The organism is Agromyces ramosus (genome assembly GCF_004216665.1).
In the GTDB taxonomy this organism is placed as follows: Bacteria; Actinomycetota; Actinomycetes; order Actinomycetales; family Microbacteriaceae; genus Agromyces; species Agromyces ramosus.
The window spans coordinates 116,381-142,992 of sequence record NZ_SGWY01000001.1 but is presented as its reverse complement, the minus strand read 5'-3'; the positions used below and the strand labels follow the sequence as shown (position 1 = coordinate 142,992).

Here is a 26,612-nt window from a genome sequence, read left to right as displayed (position 1 = left end):
GCGCTCGCCGCTTCCGCAACCTACGTCCCCTGAACACTCGGTGAATCTCACCACCGATCCAGAGAAAGACGCCGGTGGAACTCACCCTCATCGTCGTGCTGGTCATCGCGCTGGCGCTCTTCTTCGACTTCACGAACGGCTTCCATGACACGGCGAACGCCATGGCCACGCCGATCGCCACGGGCGCGCTCCGCCCGAAGGTCGCCGTCGGCATCGCCGCGATCCTGAACCTCGTGGGCGCATTCCTGTCGACGGAGGTCGCCAAGACGATCTCGGGCGGCATCATCAAGGAGGGCGACGACGGCGTGCTCATCACGCCGCAGCTCATCTTCGCCGGGCTCATCGGGGCGATCGTGTGGAACATGATCACCTGGCTCCTCGGACTGCCCTCCTCGTCGAGCCACGCGCTGTTCGGCGGGCTCATCGGCTCGGCCCTCGTCGGCTTCGGCCTGCAGGCCATCGACTTCAGCGTGGTGATGTCGAAGGTCGTGCTGCCCGCCATCCTCGCGCCACTGACGGCGGGGCTCATCGCGTACACGGCGACGAAGCTCGCCTACGCCATCACCCGTCGCTACGACGGCAAGCCCGACGGCCGCGACGGCTTCCGGCGCGCGCAGATCTTCTCGAGCTCGCTGGTCGCCCTCGCGCACGGCACGAACGACGCACAGAAGACCATGGGCGTCATCACGCTCACCCTGATCTCGGTCGGGCTCCAGCCCGTCGGCAGCGGTCCCGAGTTCTGGGTCGTCGTGGTCTGCGCCGTGGCGATCGCCCTCGGCACGTACATGGGCGGCTGGCGAATCATCAAGACGCTCGGCACCGGCCTCACCGACGTGAAGCCGGCGCAGGGCTTCGCGGCCGAGACCTCGACGGCCGCGACGATCCTCGCATCCACCCACCTCGGGTTCGCCCTGTCGACCACCCAGGTGGCGTCCGGCTCCGTCATCGGCTCGGGCATGGGCCGTCGCGGCTCGAAGGTGCGCTGGCGCACGGCCGGCCGCATCGGCGTCGGCTGGCTGCTCACGCTCCCGGCGGCCGGCATCGTGGGCGCCCTCGCGGCGCTCGTCGCCTCCATCGGACCCATCGGCATCATCATCGACACGATCATCGGCGTGGTCGTCATCGCGGGCATCTTCCTGTGGTCCCGCCGCAGCGAGGTGTCGCCGTCGAACGTGGTGAGCGAGGTCGCCGACTCGGGCACCGCCGTGAAGATCAAGCGGAATCCGAAACCCAAGAAGAAGGTGGCGCCGTGATCGACTGGTTCGCGTTCCTCCTGGTGCTCGGTTCGGCCCTGCTCGCGACCGTGGTCGTGGTGAGCATGTACTCGCTCGGCCTCCGCCTGCTCACGGTCTCGGGGCGGACGCCCATCGTGACCCCGGCCGAGTTCACCGATGCCATCACGGTCGTCACGCCGGCTGAGGCCAAGGCCGCCGCGAAGCGCGCCGCAAAGGCGGCGAGGAAGAGCCCGCTCAGCGACGGCCAGAAGCGCGCCGCGCTCTTCGGTGCCCGCGCGTGCTTCGCGTTGAGCGGCGTGGCGGCGCTGTTCGGCATCTACCTCATCGTGCCCGTGCTGCACGGCCTCGTCTGACCCCACCCTCGTGGGCGGGCCACCCTCTGATCGGGGGGATAGCCCCATACTCCCGTCGCAGCGGCATCCGTACCGTGGAATCACACCCCACGGACAGGAGACCATCACCATGACCACCGCAACTCCCACCTCGTCGCAGCAGGCCGCGTTCGGCGAGCCGAACCCCTACGCGACGACCCCCGCAACGGCGGCGGAGACGAGCGGATTCAGCATCGCGAGCCTCGTGCTCGGCCTCGTGTCGATCGTCGCCGCGTCCACGTTCTTCGTACCGGTCGCGGGCCTCGTGCTCGGCATCATGGCGCTGAAGCGCGAACCCGCGTCGCGAACGATGGCGATCTGGGGCATCGTGCTCAACAGCGTGATGCTCGCGGGCACCGTGCTCGTCGGCCTCGGCTTCGCGGTCTTCGGCCTCGCGATGCTGCCCTTCGCTTTCGTCTGATCCCTCGAAGCCCGAACGGGCCGCGCCCCCGGCTTCGGGGCGCGGCCCGTTCGCCGTCCCCGCGGCTGCGCCTTCGCCGCGTCGTCGGGCGTGCGGGCGCCTCGCCGCCGTTCGCGTGCCGGCGTCGGCGGTAGGCTCGAAGGCGAGAACATGCGCGGCGATCCCGCGCGTACCACCGTGTGCGGCGATCCCGCGCGAACGAGGCAATGGAGCCGAACAGTGTCGATGACCCGACCCGAACACCTGCCCCACCACCTGACCCTGGGAGGGGAGGAGCACGTGACGAAGCCCGATGAACCGATCGCGACCCGGACGGAGACCGACTCGCTCGGCAGCGTCCAGGTCCCAGCCGACGCGTACTGGGGCGTGCACACCATGCGCGCGCTCGAGAACTTCCCGATCTCGAAGCGACCCATCTCCGTCTATCCCGACCTCGTCATCGCGCTCGCGCAGGTGAAGCAGGCCGCGTGCCGCGCGAACCGCGAGGTGGGTGCGCTCTCGCCGCAGAAGCAGGTGTGGATCGACGAGGCGTGCCAGCGCATCATCGACGGCGAGCTGCACGACCAGTTCGTGGTGGGCGTCATCCAGGGCGGCGCCGGCACCTCGACGAACATGAACGCGAACGAGGTCATCGCGAACCTCGCGCTCGAGATCGCGGGCTGCCCCAAGGGGCGCTACGACATCGTGCACCCCATCGACGACGTCAACCGCAGCCAGTCGACGAACGACACCTACCCCACTGCGCTGAAGCTCGCGATGACCTCGTCGCTCACGACGATGCTCTACGAGCTCGACCAGCTGCGGATCTCGTTCGGTCGCAAGGGGCGCGAGTTCGCGGAGGTGCTGAAGGTCGGCCGCACGCAGCTGCAGGATGCCGTGCCGATGACCCTCGGCCAGGAGTTCCACGGGTTCGCGACGACCCTCGGCGAGGACATCGCCCGCCTCCGCGAGACGATCAAGCTCCTCTCCGAGGTGAACCTCGGAGGCACCGCCGTGGGCACGGGCATCACGGCGGACCCGGGCTACGGCGCATCCGTCGTGCGCCATCTCAGCGAGATCACCGGGCAGCCGCTCGAGACGGCGCCCGACCTCGTCGAGGCCACGAGCGACACCGGCGTCTTCATGACCTTCTCGAGCGCGCTGAAGCGCAGTGCCATCAAGCTCTCGAAGATCTGCAACGACCTCCGACTGCTCTCCTCGGGGCCGCAGGCCGGCTTCGGCGAGATCAACCTCCCGCCGCGCCAGGCGGGGTCGAGCATCATGCCGGGCAAGGTGAACCCCGTCATCCCCGAGGCCGTCAGCCAGGTCGCCTACTCGGTGGCGGGCGCCGACGTCACCGTGATGATGGCGTCCGAGAACGGCCAGCTGCAGCTCAACGCCTTCGAGCCGGTCATCGCGCACGCACTCCTCCAGTCGATCACCTGGATGCGGCAGGCCTGCTGGACGCTGCGCGTGAACTGCATCGACGGCATCACGGCGAACACCGAGCGGCTCGACGCGATGGTGGCGTCGAGCGTCGGCGTCATCACGGCGCTCATCCCGTTCATCGGCTACACGGAGGCCGCGAAGCTCGCGAAGCAGGCGCTGGCCACGGGCCGGCCGGTGGCCGACCTGGTGGTCGAGACGGGGCTCATGACCCGCGTCGAGGTCATGAAGCAACTCCAGCCCGGGCGCCTCTCGGGCATCCAGCCGATCACCCAGGCGGTCCCAGTCGTCGACCTGCACGGGGAGGCGAGCGAGTAGGCGGCGCCGCGGCATCGGGTCGCGCGCGGCGCGTCAGATGACGCGACAGTGCGTCGTGAGCGACCCGATGCCCTCGATCGACACCGTGACGGTCGAGCCGTCGCGGAGGAAGACCTGCGGGTTCCGCGAGTAGCCCGCGCCGCCGGGGCTGCCCGTCGAGATGAGGGTGCCCGGCGGGATGGTCGCCGAACGCGACAGGTACGAGATGATCTCGGCGACGCCGCGCACCATCTCGTTCGTCGAGGCGTCCTGCAGGATGTGGCCGTCGAGGTTCGTCGTGAGCCAGAGATCCTGGGGGTCGGCGATCTCGTCGGCCGTGACCACCACCGGGCCGGTGGGCGTGAACCCGTCGAACGACTTGCAGCGCGACCATTGCGCCTCGCTGAACTGGAGGTCGCGTGCCGTGATGTCGTTGACGACCGTGTAGCCCCACACGTAGTCGAGGGCGTCGCGCACGTGCACGCCGCGGGCCGGGCGGCCGATGATCACGCCGAGCTCGGCCTCGTAGTCGACCTGCTTCGTGAGATCCTCGGGCCAGGTGGTCGTGCCGCCGTGCCCGGCGAGCGAGTTCGGCCAGAGGGAGAAGATGGTCATCGCCGTCTCCGATCGCAGCTTCAGCTCCGAGGCGTGCGCGGCGTAGTTGGCGCCGATCGCGATGACCTGCGCGGGGCGCAGCACCGCCGATGAATGGCGCAGCTCGGAGACCGGCACGGGTTCGACGCCGGCGGCGAGCGCGGCGTCGACGACCGCGCGCGTTTCGGCGAGGCCGCCGGGGCCGCGCTCGATGAGCTCCTGGAGATCCCGCGGCGCCGTCGGCATGATCTCGTCGAGGAAGAGCGCCGTCTCCGCCACCACCACCGCGAGCCGAGGGGTCGTCTGGCCTTCGACTCTCAGGTGGGCGAATCTCACCGGTCTAGGCTATCGGGCCGAGCGGCCGCGGGCCTGTGCATGGCGTACAACGAACCGTGGCGGATCTGACGTGGTGTCCACGAATCGGGCGCCGCCGGGCACGCCCACGGCCCGCCGCCGGCCCAGGACTCAGGCGGGGGAGGCGGCGCGCCAGAGGTGCATCGATGCGTAGCTGCGCCACGGCGCCCAGCGCGCCCCCTCGGCCTGCAGCGCCGCGGCCTCGGTGGGCAGTCCGAGCGCGGCGGCGCCGATCCGCAGCGCCAGGTCGCCCGTGAGCAGCACGTCGGGCGCACGCGTGACACGCATCGCGACGTAGCCGGCCGTCCAGGGACCGATGCCGGGGATCGCCAGCAGTTCGTGCGCCAGCTCTGCGCGTTCTCGCTCGGCCGCGACGACGAGGTCGCCGGACTCGAGTCGCCGGGCGACGTCGACGATGGTGCGGATGCGGGCTGCCGGCCCGCGCAGCACCCGCTCGCCCTCGGCGGCGATGGCGGCCGTGGTCGGGAACAGCAGCACGGGGCCGCCGTGAAGGCCGGCCTCCACGTGCTCGCCGAGCTCGGCCGCGAGCCGGGCGAGGGCCGTGCGGGCCGCCTTCACCGACACCTGCTGGCCGACGAGGGCGCGGAAGACGAGCTCGTGCGGGTCGAGGCACCCGGGCAGCCTGATGCCGGGCACCGCCTCGACGGAGGCAGCGAGCCGCGGGTCGGCCGCGAGGGCGGCGTCGATCGCCACGGCGTCGGCGTCGAGGTCGAACAGGCGCCGCACCCGCGCGACCAGGGGCGGCAGGTCGGCGAGGCTCGCAAGGCGGGCCTCGACGTCGATCGACGGCGCCGCCGCATCGCCGCCCGCCTCGAATCGCACGTGCGCCGGCCCGCCGGGAAGGCGGAGCGTGCGGGCGTAGTGCAGCGCCCCGGCCTGCTCGACCCCGTCGAGCGCGCGGGTCGCCAGCCACGCGAACACGCCCGCGGCGTCGAACGGCGCGCGGGCGGGCAGCCGCAGGCGCACGACGCCCACGTGGTGCTCGGCGTCGGGCCCCCGGTTGCCCTGCGGGTCGGCGCTGCCCGGCTCGCCGCCGGCGGAGCGCGCAGCCGCACCACGATCGCGCAGCCGCCCCGCCATGCGGAGCTCGAGGGGGCTGCGCTCGTAGACGGCGCGGATCGTGTCGTTGAACTGGCGGATGCTGCCGAAGCCCGAGGCGAACGCGACGTCGGCGGCGGGCAGGGTCGTCGAGGTGAGGAGCGCCCGCGCGGTCTGCGCACGGTGCGCGCGGGAGAGTGCGAGCGGGCCCGCGCCGAGCTCGGCCGTCAGCACGCGGGCGAGGTGCCGCGGGGTGTACCCGAGGCGGGCGGCCAGGCCCGGAACGCCCTCGCGCTCGACGACGCCGTCGGCGATCAGGCGCATGGCCCGAGCCGCGAGGTCGTCGCGCAGGTCCCACTCGGGGGAGCCCGGCACGGCGTCGGGCAGGCATCGCTTGCACGCGCGGAGCCCGGCCTCGTGCGCGGCCGCCGCGGTGAGGTAGAAGCTCACGTTCGACGGCTTCGGCGCCACGGCCGGGCAGCTCGGGCGGCAGTAGATGCCGGTGGAGTGCACGCCCGTGATGAACTGCCCGTCGAACCGCGCGTCGCGGGCTTGCATGGCGCGGTAGCGCTCGGCGAACACGGGATCGGCGAGCGGATCGGCCCCCGCGGCGGCGGGCCTCGTGAGGGTGGCGGGTCGGGGCGTCATGCGTCCAGCCTCGCACGCGCGCCCGACATCGACCAGCGGGAATCGGACATGGCGCGCAGCGCCGCACCACCGGGCGATGAAGCTAGCGTGGTGGGATGCCGACCGACGTCCTCGCCCGCCTCCACGACGCCCTCGGGGCATCCGTCACGACGGATCCCGCTGCGCTCGATTCCACCCGCGAGGACCGATCCGGCTGGCGCAGCGCGACGCCGCCGCTCGCGGTCGTGCACGCGGCATCCGTCGACGACGTGCAGGCCGTCTTGCGCATCGCGCACGCCGCGGGCACCCCCGTCGTGCCGAGGGGAGCCGGCACCGGCCTCGCCGGCGGTGCCATCGCGAGCCCCGGCGCGATCGTGCTCGACCTCTCCCGGATGAACCGCATCCTCGAGGTCTCGGAGGCCGACGAGCTCGCGGTGGTCGAGCCGGGCGTGCTGAACGGCGACCTCAACGACGCGCTCGCACCGCTCGGCCTCTGGTTCGCACCCGACCCGGCGAGCCGCGCGATCTCGTCCATCGGCGGCAACATCGCCACGAACGCCGGCGGCCTGCTCTGCGCGAAGTACGGCGTGACCCGGGAGGCCGTGCTCGGGCTCGCGGTGGTGCTCGCCGACGGGCGGCTCCTGCGCACCGGGCACCGCACGGTGAAGGGCGTGACCGGGTACGACCTGACCGCGTTGATCACGGGTTCCGAGGGCACGCTGGGCGTGATCGTCGAGGCCACGGTGCGTCTGCGCCCGATCGAGGCCGGCGAGGTCGTGACCGTCGCCGCGGCGTTCCCCGGCGTCGAGGCGGCTGCCGCGGCATCCGCCGCCGTCACGGCCGCGCGCATCCGGCCCGCCGTCATGGAGCTCATCGACGCGGCCGGGTTGGCGCGGGTGGCCTCGTTCCTGGGCGCGACGGCGCTCGCGGGGACCCCGCTCGAGACCATCGCGCCGGGCGAGGCGTTCCTGCTCGCGCAGAGCGATTCGCACGGGGCCGCCGCCGAGGCCGCCCGGATCGCCGAGGCGTTCGCCGCCGCCGGCGGCCGGGTCACGGTGTCGACGGATGCCGCGGAGGGGGAACGCCTCCTGGCCATCCGTCGCGCGATGCACCCGGCGCTCGCCGCGTCCGGGCAGGTGCTCATCGAGGACGTGGCGGTGCCACGCTCGCGCCTGCCCGAGATGTTCCGGGCGATCGAGGAGATCGGCGCGCGGTACGGCATCGAGATCCCCACGATCGCGCACGCCGGCGACGGCAACCTGCACCCGAACTTCGTGTTCGCGGGCGAGGAGGTGCCCGGCGAGGTGTGGGCCGCCGCCGACGACATGTTCCGTACGGCCGTCGCCCTCGGCGGCACCCTGACGGGCGAGCACGGCGTGGGCATCCTGAAGCGACGCTGGCTCGCCGACGAGCTGGGCGCCGACTCGTTCGAGCTCCAGCGGGGCATCAAGGCGCTGTTCGACCCGACCGGCATCCTGAATCCCGGCGTCATGTTCGAGTCGACCGCCGGGGGAGCCGCGACCGCGCGGTGAGGCGCGACCGCCGGTTGCGGCATCCGCTCGATAGGCTGCGCGGGTGACCACCGCGCAGCCGCCCGCACGCAACCCGACGCCCGCGCCGCCGCTCTGGAGCGCGCCGCCGCGAGGGCGGGGCGGGGGCGCCGTGTTCGCGGTCGTGGGCATCGTCGTCGCGGGGTTCGTCGGCCTGCTCGTCATCGCCTACCTCGCGACGGGACTCGGCGCCTCGACGCTCGTCATCGGATCGGTGCTCGCGCTGGTGCCGCTCGCCGTCGTGCTCCTCGCGGTGCGCTGGATCGACCGGTGGGAGCCCGAGCCGCGGTGGGCCCTGTGGTTCGCGTTCCTCTGGGGTGCGGCGGTGTCGGTCGCGATCGCGCTGATCGTCGACGTCGGCGTGCAGCTCGCACTCGCGTTCGCGGAGCCGGGCGGCAGCCCCGACGAGGCGCTGCAGGCGGTCGTTCAGGCGCCCCTCGTCGAGGAGACGGCGAAGGGCATCGGCGTGCTGCTCATCTTCGCCTTCTCGCGCTCGCACTTCGACGGACCGGTCGACGGGCTCGTCTACGCCGCAACCGCCGCCGCCGGCTTCGCCTTCACCGAGAACGTCCTCTACTTCGGGGCGGCGCTCGCGGAGGGCGGGGCGAGCGAGCTGGGCGCCACGTTCGTGGTGCGCGGCATCTTCTCGCCGTTCGCCCACGTGCTCTTCACGGCGTGCATCGGCATCGCGATCGGCATCGGCGCCCGACGCGGCGGCGGGGCCGGCGTGATCGGCTGGTTCCTGCTGGGGCTCGCGGCCGCGGTCCTGCTGCACGCACTCTGGAACGGCTCCCTCGCCTTCGCCGGCGACGCGATCGGACTCTACTTCACGGTCCAGGTGCCGATCTTCCTCGGGGCCGTGCTGCTCACCGTGCTGCTGCGGCGCCAGGAGGTGCGGATCACCCGGGCCCGCCTCGCGGAGTACGGCGCAGCGGGGTGGTTCAGCCTCGCCGAGGTGGAGATGCTCGCGACTCCCGCGGGTCGGCGCCAGGCGCGCGCGTGGGCACGCGCTCAGACGCCGCCCCGCACGGCGCTCATGCGCAAGCTCATCACGGATGCCACGCACCTCGCGTTCACCCGCCAGCGACTCCTCACCGGCCGCGACCCGGGGCGACGAGCGGCGGTCGACGAGCACGTGCTGCTGCAGGCCGTCGCCGCCGACCGGGCGGCACTCCTCCGCTGACCCGGGCGGCATCTGCCCGATGCGGGCCGAGGATCGGCGGCATCGCGCCCCATGCCCCGCGGTTATGATTGGCGGCATCCGGAATCGACGGCGATCGGAGACGGCATGCCCGTGCCGCAGCACCCGCAGGGTGGCGACCTGCGCGACCTGCGCGATCGGCTGCAGCGCGCCCAGGAGGCGGCGTTCGCCACGGGGGTCATGCCGCCTGTGCTGCGCCCGGTCGTGCGCGAGTCGTGGGAGCGGGCGATCCGTGGCGCGATCGATCCCGACCGCGCACTCCCGCGCCTCGAGCTCGACGAGCATGCCTTCCGCGAGTACCGCGCCGCCCACGCGCTCGCGCCGGTGCTGCCGGTCATCCGGCGGCTGCTGGTCGACGGTGCGGATGACGCGGGCCTCGTGGTCGCGGTGGGAGACGCGCAGGGGCGCCTGCTCTGGGTCGAGGGCGACGCGGGCCTGCGCCGACGGGCCGAGGACATGCTGTTCGTCGCTGGCGCCGACTGGTCGGAGGCGAGCATCGGCACCAGCGCGCCCGGCACCGCGCTCCAGCTCGACCGCGCCGTGCAGATCCGGGGCGCGGAGCACTACAACCGCATCGTGCACCCGTGGAGCTGCACGGCGGCGCCCGTGCACGACCCGTCGACCGGCGCGATCCTCGGCGTGATCGACATCACGGGCACCGACCACGCCGTCGCCCCGCACACCCTCTCCCTCGTCTCGGCGACGGTCGCCGCGGTCGAGGCGGAACTGCGCATCGCGAGCCTCGAATCGGCCGTGCACGCGACCATCCGCCGGTCGCGCCTGCGCGCCGTGCCCGCGGCCAAGCCGGCACGCACCCCGCTGACGGTCCTGGGCGAGCGTCGACCCCGCCTGGGCGTGCACGAGCTGAGCCCTCGGCACGCCGAGATCCTCACGCTGCTGGCCTGGCATCCGCGCGGCCTCGGTGCCGAACGACTGGCGGCGCTGCTCTACGAGGGGGACGCGTCCCCGGTCACGCTGCGCGCCGAGGTGGTGCGCCTGCGCCGGGTCCTCGAGGCCGCAGGCGAACCGCCGCTCGAGTCGCGGCCGTACCGGCTCGGACGCGAGGTCGACCTCGACGCGGCATCCGTCGCGAGACTGCTCGGCCAGGGCTCGCTGCGTCGCGCCGCCGACCGGTACGCGGGGTCGGTGCTGCCCGCCTCCGCGGCGCCGGGCATCGTGGAGATCCGCGAGGAGCTCGAGGGCCGCCTCCGCGAGTCGATGCTGTCGGATGCCTCGCCCGAGCTGCTGCTCGCGTACGCGGAGCGCGACGAGCAATATCACGACGTCGACGTCTGGCGTGCGCTGCTCGAGATCCTGCCGCCGCGATCGCCGCGACGCGCGTCGGTCGTGGCGCACCTGGAGCGGATCGAGTCGGCGCTGCGCTGACGGCCGTCCGCGGCCCTGAACGGATGCCGCGGCATCCGCTCGATGCAACCCGACTGCAACCCCGGGGCAACGGGGCCGCAACGGCCGCGCGGCTACCGTGACGATCACCCTCGCTGAGGGCACCAGACAACGATGTCACGAGGAGACACGATGACCGTGTACGCCGCGCCAGGCTCCGCCGGCGCATTGATCGAGTTCAAGCCGCGCTACGAGCACTTCATCGGCGGCGAGTGGGTGAAGCCGCTCGAGGGCGCCTACTTCGAGAACATCTCGCCCGTGAACGGCAAGCCGTTCACCGAGGTCGCCCGCGGCACCGCCGCGGACATCGATGCGGCGCTGGACGCCGCGCACGCGGCGGCACCCGCATGGGGCCGCACGAGCGCCGCGCACCGCGCCGGCATCCTGAACGCGATCGCCGACCGCATCGACCAGAAGCTCGAGCTGCTCGCGGTCGCCGAGACGTGGGACAACGGCAAGTCGATCCGCGAGCCGCTGAACGCCGACCTGCCGCTCGCGAGCGACCACTTCCGCTACTTCGCGAGCCTCATCCGCGCGCAGGAGGGCAGCTTCACGCAGCTCGACGAGGACACGGTCGCCTACCACTTCAACGAGCCGCTCGGCGTCGTCGGGCAGATCATCCCGTGGAACTTCCCGCTGCTCATGGCCGTGTGGAAGCTCGCACCGGCGCTCGCCGCGGGCAACGCAGTGGTGCTCAAGCCCGCCGAGCAGACGCCGACGTCGATCCTCGTGCTCGTCGAGCTCATCGCCGACCTGCTGCCGGCCGGAGTCCTGAACGTGGTGAACGGGTTCGGCGTCGAGGCCGGCAAGCCGCTGGCGTCATCCAACCGCATCCGCAAGATCGCGTTCACCGGTGAGACCACGACGGGTCGGCTCATCCTGCAGTACGCGTCGAACAACATCATCCCGTCGACCGTCGAGCTCGGCGGAAAGAGCCCGAACATCGTGTTCGAGTCGGTCGCGGACCGTCGCGACTCGTTCTACGACAAGGCGCTCGAGGGGTTCAGCCTCTTCGCGTTCAACCAGGGCGAGGTCTGCACGTGCCCGAGCCGGTCGCTCATCCAGAAGTCGATCTACGACACGTTCCTCGACGACGCGATCGAGCGAACGAAGCTCGCGAAGCAGGGCAACCCGCTCGACACCGAGACGCAGGTCGGCGCGCAGGCGTCGAACGATCAGCTCGAGAAGATCCTGAGCTACATCGACATCGGCAAGCAGGAGGGCGCGAGGCTGCTGCTCGGCGGCGAGCGCGTCGACCTCGGCGGCGACCTCAGCGAGGGCTACTACGTCGCCCCGACGATTTTCGAGGGCGAGAACCGCATGCGGCTCTTCCAGGAGGAGATCTTCGGTCCGGTGGTCGCCGTCACGAGCTTCCGCGACTACGACGACGCGATCTCGATCGCGAACGACACGCTCTACGGCCTCGGGGCCGGGGTCTGGAGCCGCAACGGCAACGAGGCCTACCGCGCCGGTCGTGACATCCAGGCGGGTCGCGTGTGGGTGAACAACTACCACGCCTACCCGGCGGGCGCTGCCTTCGGCGGCTACAAGTCATCGGGCATCGGCCGGGAGAACAACAAGCTCGCGCTCGACCACTACCAGCAGACGAAGAACCTGCTCGTCAGCTACAGCGAGAACCCGCTCGGGTTCTTCTGATCCGATGCCCGTCGACGAACTGGCCCGCCGCATCGTCGGCTCGGTCACGGTCGCCGGGGAGGCGTCGCCGCGGGTGGAGCTCTCACCCGCGGCGGCCGCGCTCCTCGGCCGACTGTGGCACCGCCACGGGCCGCTCATGTTCCACCAGTCGGGCGGATGCTGCGACGGCAGCGCCCCGATGTGCTACCCGGCGGGGGACTTCCTCACCAGCGACGCCGACGTGCTGCTCGGAGAGCTCGCCCTCGGCGCCGACGCCGAGGGCGTGCCCCGGGTGGCGCCCTTCTGGATGAGCGCCGAGCAGTTCGGCTACTGGCGGCACACCTACCTGGTCGTCGACGTCGTGCCCGGCCGGGGGAGTGGATTCTCGGTCGAGGCGCCCGAGGGGGTGCGCTTCCTGATCCGCTCGCGGCTCATGGAGGAGTGAATCGGCGTCGGCCCACAGAACCCGCACCACGGGGCGGCGCGCGCCGCCTGCCCGTTCCCTGTCGTCGGCACGGTCGAAGACCCGCCCGCACACAAGGAAACTCGCCGCCCTGTGGTGTGGCACTGCCGACATCTCTACGGGGCGACGAGTTCTCGGATTCCAGAGTGCGTGATGTTCGCAGTCAGCGCAAGAGGGGGGTGGACGGTTGTCCGCGCGCCGCCTCTCCGTTTGGATGGAACCCATGACTGACACCAACAGCAAGCCCGAGGTCGACGCCCCCGAGGGCCCGGCACCCGTCGAGCTCGTCATCGAGGACATCGTCGTGGGCGACGGCGCCGAGGCCACTCCCGGCTCCACCGTCGACGTGCACTACCTCGGCGTCGAGTACGACACCGGCGACGAGTTCGACTCGTCGTGGAGCCGCGGCCAGTCCATCAACTTCCCCCTCCAGGCCCTCATCGCGGGCTGGCAGGAGGGCATCCCCGGCATGAAGGTCGGCGGACGCCGCCAGCTCACCGTGCCCCCGCAGAAGGCCTACGGGCCGGCGGGCGGCGGCCACCAGCTCTCCGGCAAGACGCTGATCTTCGTGATCGACCTGCTCGGCGTGAGCTGACCTCCACGCATCCCATCCGAAGGCCGGCGGACTCGAGTCCGCCGGCCTTCGGCATGTCCGGATCGGGCTCGGGTGGGCGGCCGGGTCGGCGGGTGCCGCGTGCGGGGCATCCGCTCGATACGATCTGGTGGCGCCCTTCGGGCGAGACGACCACCGAGAGGCACGACGACGTGACTGCACCCCTTCCCGAGCCGGGCGACGCACCCCTTCCCGAGCCGGGCGACCGCCGGCGCACCCTGCTCGCCTTCGCGCCGTACTTGCTCATCTCGTTCGGGCACGTGGCGGTGCTGGTCGCGGGCCTCGACGAGGCGGCCGATGCGACGAAGCTGCTCCTCATGCCGGCCCTCGCGCTCGCCGTGCTCCTGACGGCCCGCCCGCTGCGCGGTGCCGCTCCCGTGCTGCTGCTCGTGGCCATCGGCCTCTCGTGGGGCGGCGACGCACTGCTGAGCATCCCTGGCGACCTGGGGTTCGTCGTCGGGCTGGCCTCGTTCCTGCTCGCGCACATGACGTACGTCGTGCTGTTCCTCCGGCTCCCGGCGGACGGGCGCCGCATGCCCGTCTGGACGGTCGGGTATGCGGCCTGGTACGTCGCCTTCCTCGCCCTGCTCCAGCGGCATCTCGGCGGCATGCTCGTGCCGGTGGCCGCGTACGGCCTCGTCCTCGGCGCCATGGCCGCACTCGCGGGCGGCCTGGGCGGACTCATCGCCGTCGGCGGCGCGCTGTTCGTCGTCTCCGACTCGGTGCTCGCGCTCGGCCGATTCCTGCCGGGCTACGAGTTCGGACCGCACGACCCGGTCGTCATGTCGACCTACCTCGCCGCGCAGGGGCTCATCGCCCTCGGGGTCGTGCGGGCGCACCGGCGGAGCGTCAGCTCCGCTGTCCTCGCGGCGTCCGCGTCGGCGCGGACGTCGATGCCGGCGTAGGCGGCGGGCGACCGTCGCCCGATGGCGCGCCGGCGGGTCGCCCACGCTCGGGCTCGGTGGTCTCCTGCACGCGGTCGACGAGCCGGCGCCACGGTCCGGTGAGCTGGCGCTCGGCGAGTGTCGCCTCGTGCGGCGCGCAGCGGATCCGGTAGACGTAGCGGTCGGGCTCGGGCGGAACGGGCGGCGGCTGGCTCCACGGAATCGCCTCGATCAGCAGGTACCAGTCGTCGGCGTCGGGCTGCTCGTCGACGCGCACCTCCCAGGTGAGCCGCAGGCCCGCCAGTCCGCCGCTGCGCGACACGATGACGTCCATGCGGCGATGCTACTCCCGCCTCGCTCGGCCCGGGGCTCGGGGCCGGGATCAGGCGGGTGCGACCGGGTCGATCCCGACGGCGCTCCAGCCTCCGGCGATCGCACGTGACTCGCGAGAGGCGCGACCGTACCGTTCGTTCGCCGCACGCAGCGTCTCGTTCGCGAACGTCTGGAAGTCGGTGTCGGGCTTCAGCCGACCCGACGTGAGCACGTCGTACCAGACCCGGCCCGCATGCTCCCAGGCGAACCCGCCGAGCTCGACGGCGGCGAGCGCGAACGCGCGGTTGGGGATGCCCGAGTTGAGGTGCACGCCGCCATTGTCCTCGTCGGTGTCGATGTAGCGGTCGAAGTGGTCGGGCTGCGGGTCCTTGCCGAGGATGTCGTCGTCGTACGCGGTGCCCGGCTCGAGCAACGACCGGATGGCGCGCCCCTCGACGGCGTCGGTGAAGACGCCCTCGCCGATGAGCCACGTCGCGGACTCGGCGTCCTGCGCCATCGAGTACTGCTCGACCAGCGCGCCGAACACGTCGGAGACGTGCTCGTTGAGCGCCCCCGACTGGCCCTGGTAGCGCAGCCGCGCCGTGCGCTCGGTGACTCCGTGCGCGAGCTCGTGCCCGATCACGCTGATCGACTGCGTGAACCCCCGGAACACCTCGCCGTCGCCGTCGCCGAACACCATGCGCTCGCCGTCCCAGAAGGCGTTGTCGTAGCGATCGCCGTAGTGCACGGTGGCCTCGAGCGGCATGCCGGCGTCGTCGATCGAGTCTCGTGCGAACACCCGCGCGAACATCTCGAACGTGTCGCCCAGCCCGTCGTAGGCCTGGTCGACGGCCGCGTCGCCGCTGGGCGGCTGGCCCTCACGGCGCACGAGCCGGCCGGGCAGCCGGTCGGCGCCCTCGGCGTCGGAGATGCGGCGATCGGGCTGCGGCGCCATTCCGGGCGCCGCCGCGGGCCGTTCGTCGCGCGCGGGTCGCTCGGTCGCCATGAACGACGGCAGTTCCCCCTCGGCGCGGAACTCCCGTAGCGGGGCGTCGCGCATGAGCGACCGCCGGGCAGCCTCCGCCGCGTCGGCGTAGGCGGGGTCGTCGGTGGTCGCGATTCGGGCGAGGAGGTAGGGAGGCACGATCGCCGGGTGCGGCGACGGATGGGTGCAGGGCCGGGGCATCCGCGTCATGCACCGATCGTGGCATGTGCTGCCGACAGACGTGCGTCCCCGCGCCGCGCGACGCCCGGGTCGACCCGGCTCCGGTTCTGTCTCTTGCCACCGGCACCCGGGCTTGGGAGGCTGGGAGCGTGTCCACCGCCGCCCTCGCCGCCCCGCCCGAGGTTCGCACGCACCCGATCGGCCTCGTGCCGGCCGTGCTGGTGTGCGGTGCCGCGGTGCTGCTGTTCGGCTTCATGGTGCCGTGGGCCGGGTACGTCGTGCTCGTCGTGGGACTCGCGGCGGCGTGGCTCACCGACCGCTCGGGGCGCACGAGCCGGCTGCTGCCCGACCTGTCGCTCATCGCGCTCGGCCAGGTGATCATCTCGACTATCTCGGTCGCGGCCGACATCAGCTACGGCAACATGCTGCTCATGGGCACCGTGCTCGGGCTCGCGGTGGTCGTGCCGTACGTGATCTCGAGGTTCGTGTTCGGCGACCGCGTCATCCGCTTCCCGTGGCGAACAGGCCGGCGTTGGACGCGCGTGCAGTGGGCGTACCTGCTGCTGGTGCTCTTCCTCGGCTGGGCGATCCTGCCCTTCTACTTCATCACCTCGGGCGTCTACACGAACTGGCCGACGGTGACCGAACCCGACGAGATCGCCCGCTTGTTCGTGGGCGTCAACGCGGTCGGCACCTGGGACGAGCTCTTCTTCATCTGCACGGTGTTCGCGCTGCTGCGGCGTCACTTCCCGGTCTGGCAGGCGAACCTGCTGCAGACGATCGTCTTCGTCTCGTTCCTGTGGGAGCTCGGCTACCAGTCGTGGGGGCCCCTCCTGACCATTCCGTTCGCACTCCTGCAGGGGTACACGTTCAAGCTCACCAAGTCGCTCACCTACGTGCTGGTCGTGCACCTCCTCTTCGACGCGGTCGTGTTCGCGGTCATCGTCTACGCGCACAACGGCTGGCCGGCGATCTTCCTGCTGGCGCCGTAACCGCCGTCGCCTCGGGGATGACCAGCGCCGTGGCGAGTTCGGCGATGAACGAGCGGGTTCCGGACTCCCGCTGCACCGACGTCGACCCCGCATGCACGCCCTCGACGGCGTGGGCATACTGGTGCGCCCGTTCGATCAGCCGCGGCTGCTCGGCCTGCGCCGCCCGGATCCGACGTTCCAGCGCCACGATCGCGTCGAGGTCGGCCCGCAACGCAGCTGCTGCGCTGGTGGCCCCGGAATTGGTCATGCATCCATTCCAGCACTACCCACCGACATCCGATGGTCATGAAAACCACGGTTGATCAGGGATAATGCCTGTGGAAAACGCGCCAAGCCCGCGTCCTGTGGAGGACAAGTCGGCAACGCGACGCTCCGGGTCGCACCGCGACCCGGAGGCATCGACGATGCCCAGCCGCTACTTCAGCTGCCCGCGGATCTCTCCCGGCTGGTTGTTCGCGTTGTGCACGTTGACGTAGTACGCGCTCGGGTTGGCCTCGATCGCGGCGAGCAGCATCGGGTCGGCCGTCGTGCAGGCTTCGACATCGAAGCTCGTCGCCGCGGGCACCACGAGCGGGATCACCACGGGCCCGGGGGTGTTGCGCGGGGCCACGTGCACGTGCGCGGCGGTGGCAGGAGCGGAGAGCCCGGTCACCTCGAGCGTGTAGCAGAACTCGTTGCCGTCGATCTCGTAGCTGAACGAGCCGTGCGCACCGAACGCATTCGGTCGGGGGACCTCCTGGCCGCCGGTGAGCGGGATGGCGGGTTCGGCTTGCGCGGCGCCGGCGCCGGCGAAGGTGAATGCGGCGACGGCGGCGAGTGTCAGCGCAGCGGTTCGCGCGCGCCTCTTCGTGATCATGATGAGTGCTCACTTTCTCGGGTCATTCGGCACGCTACGCCGACGCCCGAGCGGTCACAAGGGGGTCGCCGCCGCAGCCGATCGCGTGCAGCGAAGGACGCGCTGCGGCGCCCTGCCGCGCCCCGCGGCATCCGCCCGCTCAGGCCTCGACGGATGCCCCGTGGTCGGCGAGCCATGCCAGCAGAACGCTCACGTGGTTCACCTGCTCGTCACGCGCGGCGAACACGAGCGTGACGCGGTCGTGCTCCCGACCCGTCTCGAGCAGCGCCGAGGCGGCGGGACTGGCGTCGAGCTCGTCGCGGTAGCGCGCCGCGAACTCGTCGAAGCGCTCGCGGTGGTGGTGCCACTCGGCGCGGAGCTCGGGGGAGGGCGCGGCGTCCTTCGCCCACTCGTCGAGCTCGGCGCGCTCCTTCTTCACGCCCCGCGGCCACAGCCGGTCGACGAGCACCCGGTAGCCGTCGGATGCCTCGGGCGCGTCGTACACGCGCTTCATCGCGAACCCCATGGCGCCAAGTCTGCCCCGGGGCCGCGGCCCGGGCAATCGATCGGGGCCGCCCGGCTACGCGGCGACCGTGCGCGACGCGGCGACCGTGCGTGATGCGGCGACCGTGCGCGATGTGCGCGACGCGCGCGCGGCCCGTTCGGCCGTGATCTGCTGCACTGCGGCACGTCCGGCCCGGTTGGCGCCCACCGTGGACTGCGAGGGCCCATAGCCGATCAGGTACAGCCGCGGTTCGTCGAGCGAACGCGTGTCGGCGACCCGGAATCCGCCCGCCGGCGTGCGGAGCTTCAGCGGCGCGAGGTGGTCGAGCGCCGGCCGGAACCCGGTCGCCCAGAGGATCACGTCGGCCTCGATGAACGATCCGTCGGGCATGCGCACGCCGTGCTCCTCGATGGCCGAGAACATCGGATGCCGCACGAGCACGCCCCGGGCCTGTGCCGCCCGAGCCCAGGGGGTCCAGTGCATGCCGGTCACCGAGATGACGCTGCCGGGCGGCAGGCCCTGTCGGACGCGCGCCTCGACGCCGGCGATCGCCGCGCTGCGCGCGGGCACGTCGAAGTCCTCCTCGGCCCACTGCGGTTCGCGGCGGGTCATCCAGACGGTCTCGGCGACGTGCGAGATCTCGTCGAGCAGCTGCACCGCGGAGACGCCCGCACCCACGATGATCACCCGCTCACCGGCGAACTCGTCGGCCGAGACGTAGTCGGCCACGTGCAACTGGCGACCGCGGAACCGCTCGATCCCCGGGTAGTACGGGCGGAACGGCCGGGTCCATGTGCCCGTGGCGTTGATGACGTGGCGCGCGGCCCACGTGCCCCGGTCGGTCTCGACGAGCAGCCGCCCCTCGAGGTCGTCGTCGGCTCGTCGGACGGCCCGCACGCGGACCGGGCGCTGCACGTCGAGGTCGAAGCGCCGCTCGTAGTCGGCGAAGTAGGGGGGAAGCGCCTCGCGGCTCGGCATCGCGGGGTCCGCAGGGGGCACCGGATGCCCCGGCAGCTCGTGGATGCCGTTCACGGTCGCCATGCGAAGCGACGGCCATCGGTGCTGCCACGCTCCGCCGGGTGCGGCGTTCGCATCGAGGACGACGAACGTGTCGGCCGCGTGCGGATCCCGGCCGACCGGCGTGAACCCACGGCGCTGCAGGTGGTACGCGGCCGAGAGGCCCGCTTGACCGGCGCCGATGACGGCGACCTCCACCTCGGTTGCATTCACATGCATGTGAACCTCGACGGGGGCCGCGCTATTCCGGCGGATCGGAGGGCCCGCGGCGGGGTCCGGATGGATAGGCTCGCCGCATGCGCGCGGTGCGGTATGAGCGGTACGGCGGGCCCGAGCGCCTGCATCTGGTCGAGCTGCCGTCGCCCGTTCCCGGGTCCGGCGAGGTGCTCGTGCGGGTGCGCGCTGCCTCCGTCAACTCGTGGGACTGGGACCTGCTGCGCGGCCGTCCGCTGTTCGCGCGCCTGGGCGGCCCGCTCCGGCCGCGCATGCCCGTGCTCGGCGCCGACGTCGCCGGCGAGGTGATCGCGGTCGGCGACGGCGTCACGGAGCTCGCCGTCGGCGACCGGGTGCACGGCGACCTGTCGAGCGCGGGTTGGGGCGGCTTCGCCGAGTTCGTGGCCGCGCCGGCGACGGCGTTCCGCCGCATCCCCGACGGCATCGGGTTCACGGATGCCGCGGCGCTCCCGCAGGCGGGCGGCCTCGCCCTGCAGGGACTGCGGCTGGCGCACGTCGGTCCGGGCGACCGCGTGCTGGTGAACGGCGCCGGCGGGGGCGCGGGCACGCTGGCGGTGCAGCTCGCGCGACGAGCCGGGGCCGCGGTGACCGCCGTCGACCGGTCCGACAAGCTCGACCTGCTGACGCGGCTCGGCGCGACTCGCGCGATCGACCTCGCCGACCCGGCGGCCGGACAGCCGCCGCCCGACGGCGGGTACGACGCGATCCTCGAGCTCGTCGCGCGACGACGCCTCCGGGACTACCGGAGCATGCTCGCACCGCAGGGCCGGTTCGTGATCATCGGCGGACGCATGGGCGTGATCCTCGCCACGTTCGCCTTCGGTCGGTCCATGGGCCGCGACGGCCGGTCGTACCGGGTGCTCGCCGCGCACGCGAACGAGGGCCTCGAGGACCTCGATGCCATCGTCGCGTCGGGTGAGGTGCGCCCGGTCATCGACGCCGTGCTGCCGCTCGGGGGCGTGCCCGAGGCGCTGGCGCGGATCGGCGCCGGCGACGTGCACGGCAAGCTGGTGATCGATCCGACGCAGTGATGGAACCGCGACCTCAGGGCCTGCGGCCCCTGCGCACGCCGAGCACCACGAGCACGATGGCGCAGGATCGCGCACGGCGGCCACGCGGCATCCGCTCTGGTAGACTCCTGAGGTTGCCGTGAAATCGGCCGCGCATCAAGAGAGCCCAGGCATTCGGCCCCGGGCAGCGCGCAACAAGGAGAAAGGGGATCCCATCTATGGCACTTGAAGCTGATGTCAAGAAGGCGATCATCGAAGAGTACGCGACCCACCCCGGTGACACTGGATCCCCCGAGGTCCAGATCGCGCTCCTCACGAAGCGAATCAAGGACCTCACCGAGCACCTGAAGGAGCACAAGCACGACCACCACTCGCGTCGTGGCCTGCTCCTCCTCGTCGGTCAGCGTCGTCGTCTGCTCGGCTACCTCGCCGACGTGGACATCAACCGCTACCGCTCGCTCATCGAGCGTCTCGGGCTGCGCCGCTAAGCGTCGTTCCGACGCGGCTCTCGCTGATACCGCGAACTTCTTGCGAAGGCCCCTGCCGAACGGCGGGGGCCTTCGTCATTCCCGGCCGGATGCCGCGGGGCGCGTCGTGCGCTGCGGAGCGCACGGGCGCGGCGGCTCCGACTCAGGCCGTGCGTGCGCGGTAGGCGCGCACCGCCATGCGGTTGCCGCACCTCGTGCTGCAGAACCGTCGCGACGCGTTCTTCGAGAGGTCGACGTAGAGGCTCTCGCAGTCGTCGGCGTCGCAGACCCGCAGGCGCTCCATCTGGTCGGAGCGGATGACGTCGACGAACGCCATCGCCGCCTCGACGAGGATGCGGCGGGCGAGCGGCGCGTCGAGCGCGGTGGCGTGGATGTGCCAGTCGATATCGTCGTGGCGCACGAGCCGAGGAAGCGCGCGCGCCTCCGCGAGGAGCTCGTTGACGGCCGCAGCCGCTTCGTCGCGGTCGAGGAGCCAGAGGTCGCGCAGGCGGGCCCGCGCCTCACGCACCTCGCCGAGCTCTGCTGCGTCGCCGTCACGTCGGCCCGAGTACTTCCATGCGTCCAGGAGGGCCACGAGCTCGGCGGGGGTCGTGAGCTCGTCGTCGCCCGAGTCGGATGCCGCGGGGGTGGTGTCGGCGAGCGCCGCCACGAAGCCCAGCGCCGCTTCCGTGTCATGGGTGAAAAACATTTGACTCCTGACGTCCTGCCCGAGTAGTGTCATCAGTATAACGAGTTTCGGGCATTACAGCGCTGACGCGCCGGGGGGAAGGGGTCGAGCGGATGCACCGTTCACGCGGCATCGTCGGGATCCTCCTCGGCCTGGCCGCCGGCCTCGCATTCGGCGCGGGCGGCGCGATCGTGAAGCCGCTGCTCGAGTCGGGGTGGTCGCCGGGGGCTGCGGTGTTCTTCCGCGTGTCGGTCGCCGCACTCATCCTGCTCGTCCCCGGGCTCATGGCCCTCGGGTTCGACCTCCGCCCGCTCTGGCGTGCGAAGTGGACCGTCCTCGTCTACTCGGTCATCGCGGTCGCGGGCGTGCAGCTGGCCTTCTACACGGCGATCGCCCGCATCCCGGTGAGCACCGCCCTGCTCATCGAGTACCTCGCCCCGGTCGCGCTCGTGGCGTTCGTGTGGGCGCGCACCCGGCGCGCACCGCAACTCGTCGTGCTCGCCGGCTCGGTCGTCGCGATCGCCGGACTCGTGCTCGTGATCGGGCCCGCCGGCGGCGCGCTCGACCCGTTCGGCGTGGTCATCGCGGGCGTCGCGATGCTCGGCGTCGCGGTGTACTACGTGCTGGGCGAGCGCACCGACGTCGGCGTGCCGCCCGTCGCGCTCGCCGCGGTCGGATGCCTCATCGGCGCGATCGTCCTCGGCCTCGCGGGCCTCACGGGGATCGTGCCCTTCGAGGCCGAGTTCGTCGACATCGCGTTCTTCGGCGGCACCGCGCCCTGGTGGGTGCCCGTGCTGATGGTCGGCGCGATCTCGACCGCGTTCGCCTATGTCGCCGGGATCCAGTCGATCCGCCTGCTCGGCACTCGGCTCTCGTCGTTCCTCGGACTCTCCGAGGTCGTCTTCGCGGCCATCGTGTCGTGGGCCCTGCTGGGCGAGGCGATCGGGCCGGTGCAGCTCCTCGGCGGGCTCCTCATCCTCGGCGGCATCGTGCTGGTGCGCCTCGAGCGGCGCGCCCCGGCGCTCGCGGCGACGGCGCTCGACGTCGACCTCGTGCCGGTGCCGGATGCGATCGATGCCACCGACGCTGCCGTGCCGGCCGCCTCGGCCCGCCCCGCGGACGCGCCGTAGACTCGCGCCATGCGGTTCGGCATCGTCATCCTGCCCCAGTACGACTGGCCCGAGGCCGCCCGGCGATGGCGCGGCGCCGAGGAGCTCGGCTTCGACCATGCCTGGACGTACGATCACCTCGCGTGGCGCGGCCTGGCCGGAGAGCGCTGGCACGCCACCGTGCCGACGCTCGCGGCCGCGGCGACCGTCACGAGTCGGATCGCCCTCGGCACGTTCGTCGCGTCGCCGAACTTCCGTCATCCGGTGCCGTTCGCGAAGGACGTCGCGACCGTCGACCAGATCTCGGGCGGGCGGATGCTGCTCGGCGTCGGCTCCGGCGGCACGGGATTCGACGCGTACGTGCTCGGGCAGCCGGAGCTCGCTCCCCGGCAGCGGTTCGCGCGGTTCGCCGAGTTCGCCGAGGCGCTCGACCTGCTGCTCCGCTTCGAGTCGCCGGGCTCGGGGGGCGTCTCGTTCGAGGGGGAGTGGTTCACCGCGTCGGGCGCCCGTATGGTCGGCGAGCCGGCGCAGCATCCGCGGATGCCGCTGCTCCTCGCGGCCGACGGGCCCAAGGGGCTGGCGCTCGCCACGCGCATCGCGGACGGCTGGGTCACGACCGCCGGAGCCGACGACGAGTCGGAGGCGTGGTGGCGCCTGGCCGGCGAGCTCGTGCGACGCCTGGACGACGCCTGCGACGCCGCGGGTCGCGATCCCGGCACGATCAGCCGCACGCTCTCGCTCGACGCGGAGGGGCGCTACAGCCTCGTGAGCGTCGATGCGTTCGAGGACGCCGTCGGCCGCGCCGCGGAGCTCGGCTACACCGACGTGGTCTCGCACTGGCCTCGTGGCCACGGCCTCTACGCCGGCGACGAGTCGGTGCTCGACGAGGTGGCGACGCGGCTCCCCTCCCTCCGCTGAGGCCGCGCGCGGCCCCGCCTCCCGGGCAGCCGCGGACCGGTCGTCCGCCGGCCGCGCGATAGCCTGATTCCCATGCCCGCGCCCCGTTCGAAGCCCCTGCACGCCTGGGAGCCGCTCCCGTTCCTCGTGCTGGTCGGGCTCCTGCTGCTCACGGGCGTCATCCGCCCCGACGGTCCGCTCGTCGTGTTCTGGCTGCTGGTCGTCGCCGTGCTGGCGGCGCTCGCGTGGCTCGTCGTCTCGCTCGTGCAGGCGAGCAGGCGCACGAACCCCGACCAGTGGGGCGACCTGTCCACCCTCGAGGGCCTCGAGCTCATCGACGCTCCGCGACGCGAGCGCGTGGTGCGCACGGTCGTGCCGGTCGAGGACGCCAACCGCCACCAGCCGGCGATCGAGCTGGCGCGACTGCACGGCGGCGCCGAGCAGCACGCGGTCCTCGTGCCGCGCGCCAACCGCTGGCTCTCCCGTCGGTACCGCATCGGGGTGCAGCTCGTCGGCGGCGACCGGCCGCGGCACGCGGGGTTCCTCGGCAGCGCCGCGCAGGAGCGATGGGTCGACCTGCTCGACGGGCTGCGCCAACGGGGCGGTTACGTGCGCGTGCCGGCCATCATCGTCGGGGCGGCCCGCCCGTTCCGCGTCGAACTCGACCTCAGCGGGCTCGAGGGGCTCCACGGGCCCGACACCCCCGAGGCGCCCGGCGCTCCCGGAGCGCCCATCGCTCCGGGGGAATGACCGGCCGTCGCGTCATCCGCCGGCCGGTCGTCGGGGCTCAGGCCTCGCTGACCTGCGACGAGGCGACCGCCTGCTCGGCCTCCTGCCGGGCGAGATCGGCGCGGACGCGGTCCATGTCGAGCGCGCGCACCTGGGAGATCAGGTCGTCGAGCATCGGCCGCGGCAGGGCCCCCGCCTGTGCGAAGACGCCGATGCCGTCCTTGAACGCCATGATCGTGGGGATGGACGTGATGTTCATCGCGGCGGCGAGCTGCTGCTGGTCCTCGGTGTCGACCTTCGCGAACGTCAGGTCGGGATTCGCCTCGGACGCGGCCTCGTAGTTCGGGGCGAACTGCAGGCACGGTCCGCACCATCCCGCCCAGAAGTCGATGAAGACGGTTCCGCCGTCGAGGATCGTCTGCTCGAAGTTCTCAAGGGTCAGCGCCACGGTAGCCATGCGTCCACCCTACGACGGCCGTCTGGGCGCTCGTCCGGTGTTCGCTGTGGGCGACCCGAGTGCGTCCGAGGGCCCGACCGGTCGTCCACGCCGGGCGCCGGCTGCCGGTCGTCGCCGGCCGACGGTATCGTGTGGTCGTGGTCGCAATCGGAGGTGCGCGGGGATCGTTCCGTCGCCGCGGCACGCCGCCCGTCGTCTCGGCGGCGTCGGCGGATGTCGCCGACGAGGCGCGCGTGCTCGACGAGGCCATCCCCGACCTCGACTGGCGGGCCTTCGCGCCCGGCACCGAGCGCTCGAGCTTCGACGCCCCGAGCGGTGCGCTCGCGCGCGTGGCGCTCGGTCCCGTCGACGGGCCTCGGGTCGTGCTCGTCCCCGGCGCCACCGGCTCGAAGGAGGACTTCGTCCTCATGATGCCGCTCTTCGCGGCGGCTGGCTATCGGGTCGAGTCCTACGACCTCGCCGGGCAGTACGAGTCGTGGGCCGCCGGGCCGTGGAACCTCGATCCGGCACGCACCAGCTACGACGAGCGGCTGTTCCTCGACGACCTCCTCGCGGTGCTCGACGACGGCGCACCGCGGGCGCACGTGCTCGGCTACAGCTTCGCGGCCACCCTGGCCGAGCTCGCGCTGCTCGTGCGGCCCGACCGGTTCGCGAGCCTCACCCTGCTCAGCGCCCCGCCCGAGCCGGGGCAGGCGTTCCGCGGGGTGAAGCGCATCGGGCCGATCAGCGGCCTCACGTCGCCGCGCCAGGGCGCGGCCCTGATGCTGTGGGGCATACGCAACAACCTCAACCGGGTGCCCCCGCGCCGCCTCGCGTTCGTGCGGGAGCGATTCGCGCTCACCCGGCGCGAGAGCGTCGACGACATCATCGCCCTCATGATGCAGACCCCCGACGTGCGCACCGAGCTCCTGGCCTCGCCCGTGCCGAAGCTCGTCGCCGTGGGCGAGCACGACCTGTGGCCGCGCGAGCTGCACGAGCGGTTCGCACGCGAGATCGGCGCGCGCTTCACCGTCTATCCCACCGGCCACAGCCCGTGCGAGACGGCGCCGCACCAGCTGGTGCGCGACATGACCGCGCTGTTCGACGAGACCGGCGTCACCCCGTAGCCCCGCGTACGTGCGCCACGGGTCAGGCGGGCAGCGGCGCCTCGCCGTCGGGTTCGGCTTCCACCGCCCCGGCGAGCATCGCCGGGGAGATCAGGTCGTCGCCGATGCGACGCACGGCTCGGCGCTCGAACGGCGGCCAGGCCCGCCACAGCACGCCGAGGGTGTGGAATGCCATCCGCAGGCGCCGGCCGAGCTCGGAGAGGCTGTCGAACGGCCGTGCCGACACGCCGACGATGAGCGCCCGGTCGTGTACGACGGTCATGCCCGGCTGCAGCCACCAGGCGAGGTCGAGGTCGTCGTGCACGTCGGGTCGGTCGCGATGCACGATGTCGCGCAGCCGGAGCCAGGCGTCGGACCGGATCGCATAGTTCGAGCCGTAGATCGGCGGATGTCCCAGTAGCGCGCCGATGACGGTGAAGTAGCCGCCGATGTAGAGGTGGCGCGCGATCCAGCGCCGCGGCGCGGTGCCGCCGTAGAACACGCCGGTGCCGGTCACCACCGTGGGGAGGTCGCGTGCCGACATCCGCCGCTCGACCTCGGCCAGCCAATCGGGCGCGGGCACGGAGTCCGCGTCGAGCCGAGCGAGCACGTCGCCGGATGCCGCGTCGAATCCGGCGGCCGTCGCAGGCCAGATGCCGCGCACCGGCTGGTCGACGACTCGGGCGCCGGCCGCCCGGGCGACCGCCGCCGTGGCATCCGTGGAGCCGTTGTCGACGACGATGACCTCGTCGGCCCGGCGCGTCTGCCTGGCGAGCGCGTCGAGGCACACGGCGAGGTAGTCCGCGTCGTTGAGACTCGGAACAATGACCGAAATCGTGCCCATCACGGCGAGTCTAGCCACCGGGGGAGCGCGACCACGCAGCATTCGTGCGCCGCCGTCGGCATTTGCCGAGAGGGGCTTCCCGCCGCGCCGGGGATCCGCTTAGGCTCGCCCAGAACGGGTGTCGACGAGGACA

29 protein-coding genes are annotated in these 26,612 nt (G+C 72.3%); 18 read left to right on the top strand and 11 right to left on the bottom strand.

Annotated features, from left to right (window positions below; translation table 11 throughout):
- The first annotated feature begins 74 nt into the window (after positions 1 to 74).
- The 4 genes from EV187_RS00665 to EV187_RS00650 all read left to right on the top strand — a co-directional run bounded on the left by EV187_RS00665 (position 75) and on the right by EV187_RS00650 (position 3,770).
- Positions 75 to 1,253: an inorganic phosphate transporter gene (locus EV187_RS00665; protein WP_130351126.1), complete on the top strand. Its 1,179-nt coding sequence runs from the start codon at positions 75 to 77 to the stop codon at positions 1,251 to 1,253.
- Positions 1,250 to 1,588, top strand: a complete 339-nt coding sequence (locus EV187_RS00660) for a peptidase (protein WP_130351125.1) — start codon at positions 1,250 to 1,252, stop codon at positions 1,586 to 1,588. The genes EV187_RS00665 and EV187_RS00660 overlap by 4 nt, the downstream gene beginning before the upstream one ends.
- Before the next feature lie 109 nt (positions 1,589 to 1,697).
- Entirely contained in the window at positions 1,698 to 2,027 is a 330-nt protein-coding gene (locus EV187_RS00655) for a DUF4190 domain-containing protein (protein WP_242609366.1), read from the top strand.
- Between the two features lie 225 nt (positions 2,028 to 2,252).
- Entirely contained in the window at positions 2,253 to 3,770 is a 1,518-nt protein-coding gene (locus EV187_RS00650) for an aspartate ammonia-lyase (RefSeq protein ID WP_130351124.1), read from the top strand.
- Positions 3,771 to 3,803: 33 nt separating this feature from the next.
- Here the strand turns inward: EV187_RS00650 and EV187_RS00645 are convergent, their stop codons facing one another.
- On the bottom strand, positions 3,804 to 4,679 hold the full coding sequence (locus EV187_RS00645; RefSeq protein ID WP_165391059.1) for a fumarylacetoacetate hydrolase family protein: 876 nt from the start codon (positions 4,677 to 4,679) through the stop codon (positions 3,804 to 3,806).
- A gap of 129 nt (positions 4,680 to 4,808) precedes the next feature.
- The gene (locus EV187_RS00640) at positions 4,809 to 6,404 is read right to left on the bottom strand and encodes a DNA-3-methyladenine glycosylase 2 family protein (RefSeq protein WP_130351123.1); all 1,596 of its coding nucleotides are present in this window, start codon (positions 6,402 to 6,404) and stop codon (positions 4,809 to 4,811) included.
- 95 nt (positions 6,405 to 6,499) lie between these two features.
- On the opposite strand from EV187_RS00640, the gene EV187_RS00635 reads away from it, so the two are divergent.
- From EV187_RS00635 to EV187_RS00605, 7 genes are all read left to right on the top strand, one after another.
- Positions 6,500 to 7,915: an FAD-binding oxidoreductase gene (locus tag EV187_RS00635; protein ID WP_130351122.1), complete on the top strand. Its 1,416-nt coding sequence runs from the start codon at positions 6,500 to 6,502 to the stop codon at positions 7,913 to 7,915.
- Between the two features lie 43 nt (positions 7,916 to 7,958).
- Positions 7,959 to 9,116, top strand: a complete 1,158-nt coding sequence (locus tag EV187_RS00630) for a PrsW family intramembrane metalloprotease (protein WP_130351121.1) — start codon at positions 7,959 to 7,961, stop codon at positions 9,114 to 9,116.
- A 105-nt stretch (positions 9,117 to 9,221) separates the two neighbouring features.
- Positions 9,222 to 10,520 (top strand): GAF domain-containing protein, encoded by a 1,299-nt coding sequence (locus EV187_RS00625; RefSeq protein WP_165391058.1) that lies wholly within the window; start codon positions 9,222 to 9,224, stop codon positions 10,518 to 10,520.
- A gap of 150 nt (positions 10,521 to 10,670) precedes the next feature.
- A complete protein-coding gene (exaC, locus tag EV187_RS00620) occupies positions 10,671 to 12,194 on the top strand; it encodes an acetaldehyde dehydrogenase ExaC (RefSeq protein ID WP_130351120.1) in 1,524 nt (507 codons plus the stop codon).
- 4 nt (positions 12,195 to 12,198) lie between these two features.
- Entirely contained in the window at positions 12,199 to 12,618 is a 420-nt protein-coding gene (locus EV187_RS00615) for a DUF779 domain-containing protein (protein ID WP_130351119.1), read from the top strand.
- A gap of 241 nt (positions 12,619 to 12,859) precedes the next feature.
- Positions 12,860 to 13,231, top strand: coding sequence for an FKBP-type peptidyl-prolyl cis-trans isomerase (locus EV187_RS00610; RefSeq protein ID WP_130351118.1), 372 nt, complete (start codon positions 12,860 to 12,862; stop codon positions 13,229 to 13,231).
- Positions 13,232 to 13,401: 170 nt separating this feature from the next.
- Positions 13,402 to 14,154, top strand: coding sequence for a lysoplasmalogenase (locus EV187_RS00605; protein ID WP_165391057.1), 753 nt, complete (start codon positions 13,402 to 13,404; stop codon positions 14,152 to 14,154).
- On the opposite strand, the gene EV187_RS00600 is transcribed toward EV187_RS00605, so the two are convergent.
- Positions 14,099 to 14,467: a protealysin inhibitor emfourin gene (locus EV187_RS00600; RefSeq protein WP_130351116.1), complete on the bottom strand. Its 369-nt coding sequence runs from the start codon at positions 14,465 to 14,467 to the stop codon at positions 14,099 to 14,101. The genes EV187_RS00605 and EV187_RS00600 overlap by 56 nt on opposite strands.
- Positions 14,468 to 14,515: 48 nt before the next feature.
- Positions 14,516 to 15,640 (bottom strand): M4 family metallopeptidase, encoded by a 1,125-nt coding sequence (locus EV187_RS00595; protein ID WP_242609365.1) that lies wholly within the window; start codon positions 15,638 to 15,640, stop codon positions 14,516 to 14,518.
- Positions 15,641 to 15,759: 119 nt separating this feature from the next.
- On the opposite strand from EV187_RS00595, the gene EV187_RS00590 reads away from it, so the two are divergent.
- Positions 15,760 to 16,602 carry a CPBP family glutamic-type intramembrane protease gene (locus EV187_RS00590; RefSeq protein WP_130351115.1) on the top strand — a complete coding sequence of 281 codons (843 nt, stop codon included), beginning with the start codon at positions 15,760 to 15,762 and terminating at the stop codon, positions 16,600 to 16,602.
- Here EV187_RS00590 and EV187_RS18235 read toward each other — a convergent pair.
- The 4 genes from EV187_RS18235 to EV187_RS00575 form a co-directional block, all read right to left on the bottom strand.
- Positions 16,550 to 16,849, bottom strand: coding sequence for a hypothetical protein (locus tag EV187_RS18235; protein ID WP_165391056.1), 300 nt, complete (start codon positions 16,847 to 16,849; stop codon positions 16,550 to 16,552). The two genes, EV187_RS00590 and EV187_RS18235, sit on opposite strands and share 53 nt — an antisense overlap.
- A 168-nt stretch (positions 16,850 to 17,017) precedes the next feature.
- Positions 17,018 to 17,458 (bottom strand): CHRD domain-containing protein, encoded by a 441-nt coding sequence (locus EV187_RS00585; RefSeq protein WP_130351114.1) that lies wholly within the window; start codon positions 17,456 to 17,458, stop codon positions 17,018 to 17,020.
- Between the two features lie 139 nt (positions 17,459 to 17,597).
- The gene (locus EV187_RS00580; RefSeq protein ID WP_130351113.1) at positions 17,598 to 17,963 is read right to left on the bottom strand and encodes a DUF488 domain-containing protein; all 366 of its coding nucleotides are present in this window, start codon (positions 17,961 to 17,963) and stop codon (positions 17,598 to 17,600) included.
- Positions 17,964 to 18,017: 54 nt separating this feature from the next.
- Entirely contained in the window at positions 18,018 to 19,178 is a 1,161-nt protein-coding gene (locus tag EV187_RS00575) for an NAD(P)-binding domain-containing protein (protein ID WP_130351112.1), read from the bottom strand.
- A gap of 77 nt (positions 19,179 to 19,255) precedes the next feature.
- Between EV187_RS00575 and EV187_RS00570 the strand changes: the two genes are divergently transcribed.
- Both EV187_RS00570 and rpsO read left to right on the top strand, forming a co-directional pair.
- Positions 19,256 to 20,224: an NAD(P)-dependent alcohol dehydrogenase gene (locus tag EV187_RS00570; protein WP_130351111.1), complete on the top strand. Its 969-nt coding sequence runs from the start codon at positions 19,256 to 19,258 to the stop codon at positions 20,222 to 20,224.
- Between the two features lie 197 nt (positions 20,225 to 20,421).
- Entirely contained in the window at positions 20,422 to 20,691 is a 270-nt protein-coding gene (rpsO, locus tag EV187_RS00565; RefSeq protein WP_130351110.1) for a 30S ribosomal protein S15, read from the top strand.
- A 142-nt stretch (positions 20,692 to 20,833) separates the two neighbouring features.
- Here rpsO and EV187_RS00560 read toward each other — a convergent pair whose 3' ends face one another.
- On the bottom strand, positions 20,834 to 21,379 hold the full coding sequence (locus tag EV187_RS00560) for a CGNR zinc finger domain-containing protein (protein ID WP_130351109.1): 546 nt from the start codon (positions 21,377 to 21,379) through the stop codon (positions 20,834 to 20,836).
- 92 nt (positions 21,380 to 21,471) lie between these two features.
- Here EV187_RS00560 and EV187_RS00555 point away from each other — a divergent pair, with 92 nt between their 5' ends.
- The 3 genes from EV187_RS00555 (at position 21,472) to EV187_RS00545 (ending at position 24,114) form a co-directional block, all read left to right on the top strand.
- Positions 21,472 to 22,488, top strand: a complete 1,017-nt coding sequence (locus EV187_RS00555; RefSeq protein ID WP_130351108.1) for an EamA family transporter — start codon at positions 21,472 to 21,474, stop codon at positions 22,486 to 22,488.
- A 9-nt stretch (positions 22,489 to 22,497) separates the two neighbouring features.
- Entirely contained in the window at positions 22,498 to 23,385 is an 888-nt protein-coding gene (locus EV187_RS00550; RefSeq protein WP_130351107.1) for an LLM class flavin-dependent oxidoreductase, read from the top strand.
- 72 nt (positions 23,386 to 23,457) lie between these two features.
- Entirely contained in the window at positions 23,458 to 24,114 is a 657-nt protein-coding gene (locus EV187_RS00545) for a hypothetical protein (protein ID WP_130351106.1), read from the top strand.
- Positions 24,115 to 24,151: 37 nt separating this feature from the next.
- Here the strand turns inward: EV187_RS00545 and EV187_RS00540 are convergent, their stop codons facing one another.
- The gene (locus EV187_RS00540; protein ID WP_130351105.1) at positions 24,152 to 24,550 is read right to left on the bottom strand and encodes a thioredoxin family protein; all 399 of its coding nucleotides are present in this window, start codon (positions 24,548 to 24,550) and stop codon (positions 24,152 to 24,154) included.
- Between the two features lie 233 nt (positions 24,551 to 24,783).
- Between EV187_RS00540 and EV187_RS00535 the strand changes: the two genes are divergently transcribed.
- Positions 24,784 to 25,656, top strand: a complete 873-nt coding sequence (locus EV187_RS00535; protein ID WP_242609459.1) for an alpha/beta fold hydrolase — start codon at positions 24,784 to 24,786, stop codon at positions 25,654 to 25,656.
- Positions 25,657 to 25,678: 22 nt separating this feature from the next.
- On the opposite strand, the gene EV187_RS00530 is transcribed toward EV187_RS00535, so the two are convergent.
- On the bottom strand, positions 25,679 to 26,479 hold the full coding sequence (locus EV187_RS00530) for a glycosyltransferase family 2 protein (protein WP_130351104.1): 801 nt from the start codon (positions 26,477 to 26,479) through the stop codon (positions 25,679 to 25,681).
- Positions 26,480 to 26,612 lie beyond the last annotated feature (133 nt).

Bases quoted from the DNA above. Each gene is read 5' to 3' on its own strand.
- EV187_RS00655 (WP_242609366.1), top strand. From the start codon at position 1,698: ATGACCACCGCAACTCCCACCTCGTCGCAGCAGGCCGCGTTCGGCGAG.
- EV187_RS00650 (WP_130351124.1), top strand. From the start codon at position 2,253: ATGACCCGACCCGAACACCTGCCCCACCACCTGACCCTGGGAGGGGAG.
- EV187_RS00640 (WP_130351123.1), bottom strand. From the start codon at position 6,404: ATGACGCCCCGACCCGCCACCCTCACGAGGCCCGCCGCCGCGGGGGCC.
- EV187_RS00635 (WP_130351122.1), top strand. From the start codon at position 6,500: ATGCCGACCGACGTCCTCGCCCGCCTCCACGACGCCCTCGGGGCATCC.
- EV187_RS00625 (WP_165391058.1), top strand. From the start codon at position 9,222: ATGCCCGTGCCGCAGCACCCGCAGGGTGGCGACCTGCGCGACCTGCGC.
- exaC (WP_130351120.1), top strand. From the start codon at position 10,671: ATGACCGTGTACGCCGCGCCAGGCTCCGCCGGCGCATTGATCGAGTTC.
- EV187_RS00615 (WP_130351119.1), top strand. From the start codon at position 12,199: ATGCCCGTCGACGAACTGGCCCGCCGCATCGTCGGCTCGGTCACGGTC.
- EV187_RS00610 (WP_130351118.1), top strand. From the start codon at position 12,860: ATGACTGACACCAACAGCAAGCCCGAGGTCGACGCCCCCGAGGGCCCG.
- EV187_RS00600 (WP_130351116.1), bottom strand. From the start codon at position 14,467: ATGGACGTCATCGTGTCGCGCAGCGGCGGACTGGCGGGCCTGCGGCTC.
- EV187_RS00595 (WP_242609365.1), bottom strand. From the start codon at position 15,640: ATGACGCGGATGCCCCGGCCCTGCACCCATCCGTCGCCGCACCCGGCG.
- EV187_RS18235 (WP_165391056.1), bottom strand. From the start codon at position 16,849: ATGACCAATTCCGGGGCCACCAGCGCAGCAGCTGCGTTGCGGGCCGAC.
- EV187_RS00585 (WP_130351114.1), bottom strand. From the start codon at position 17,458: ATGATCACGAAGAGGCGCGCGCGAACCGCTGCGCTGACACTCGCCGCC.
- EV187_RS00580 (WP_130351113.1), bottom strand. From the start codon at position 17,963: ATGGGGTTCGCGATGAAGCGCGTGTACGACGCGCCCGAGGCATCCGAC.
- EV187_RS00575 (WP_130351112.1), bottom strand. From the start codon at position 19,178: ATGCATGTGAATGCAACCGAGGTGGAGGTCGCCGTCATCGGCGCCGGT.
- EV187_RS00570 (WP_130351111.1), top strand. From the start codon at position 19,256: ATGCGCGCGGTGCGGTATGAGCGGTACGGCGGGCCCGAGCGCCTGCAT.
- rpsO (WP_130351110.1), top strand. From the start codon at position 20,422: ATGGCACTTGAAGCTGATGTCAAGAAGGCGATCATCGAAGAGTACGCG.
- EV187_RS00560 (WP_130351109.1), bottom strand. From the start codon at position 21,379: ATGTTTTTCACCCATGACACGGAAGCGGCGCTGGGCTTCGTGGCGGCG.
- EV187_RS00555 (WP_130351108.1), top strand. From the start codon at position 21,472: ATGCACCGTTCACGCGGCATCGTCGGGATCCTCCTCGGCCTGGCCGCC.
- EV187_RS00550 (WP_130351107.1), top strand. From the start codon at position 22,498: ATGCGGTTCGGCATCGTCATCCTGCCCCAGTACGACTGGCCCGAGGCC.
- EV187_RS00545 (WP_130351106.1), top strand. From the start codon at position 23,458: ATGCCCGCGCCCCGTTCGAAGCCCCTGCACGCCTGGGAGCCGCTCCCG.
- EV187_RS00540 (WP_130351105.1), bottom strand. From the start codon at position 24,550: ATGGCTACCGTGGCGCTGACCCTTGAGAACTTCGAGCAGACGATCCTC.
- EV187_RS00530 (WP_130351104.1), bottom strand. From the start codon at position 26,479: ATGGGCACGATTTCGGTCATTGTTCCGAGTCTCAACGACGCGGACTAC.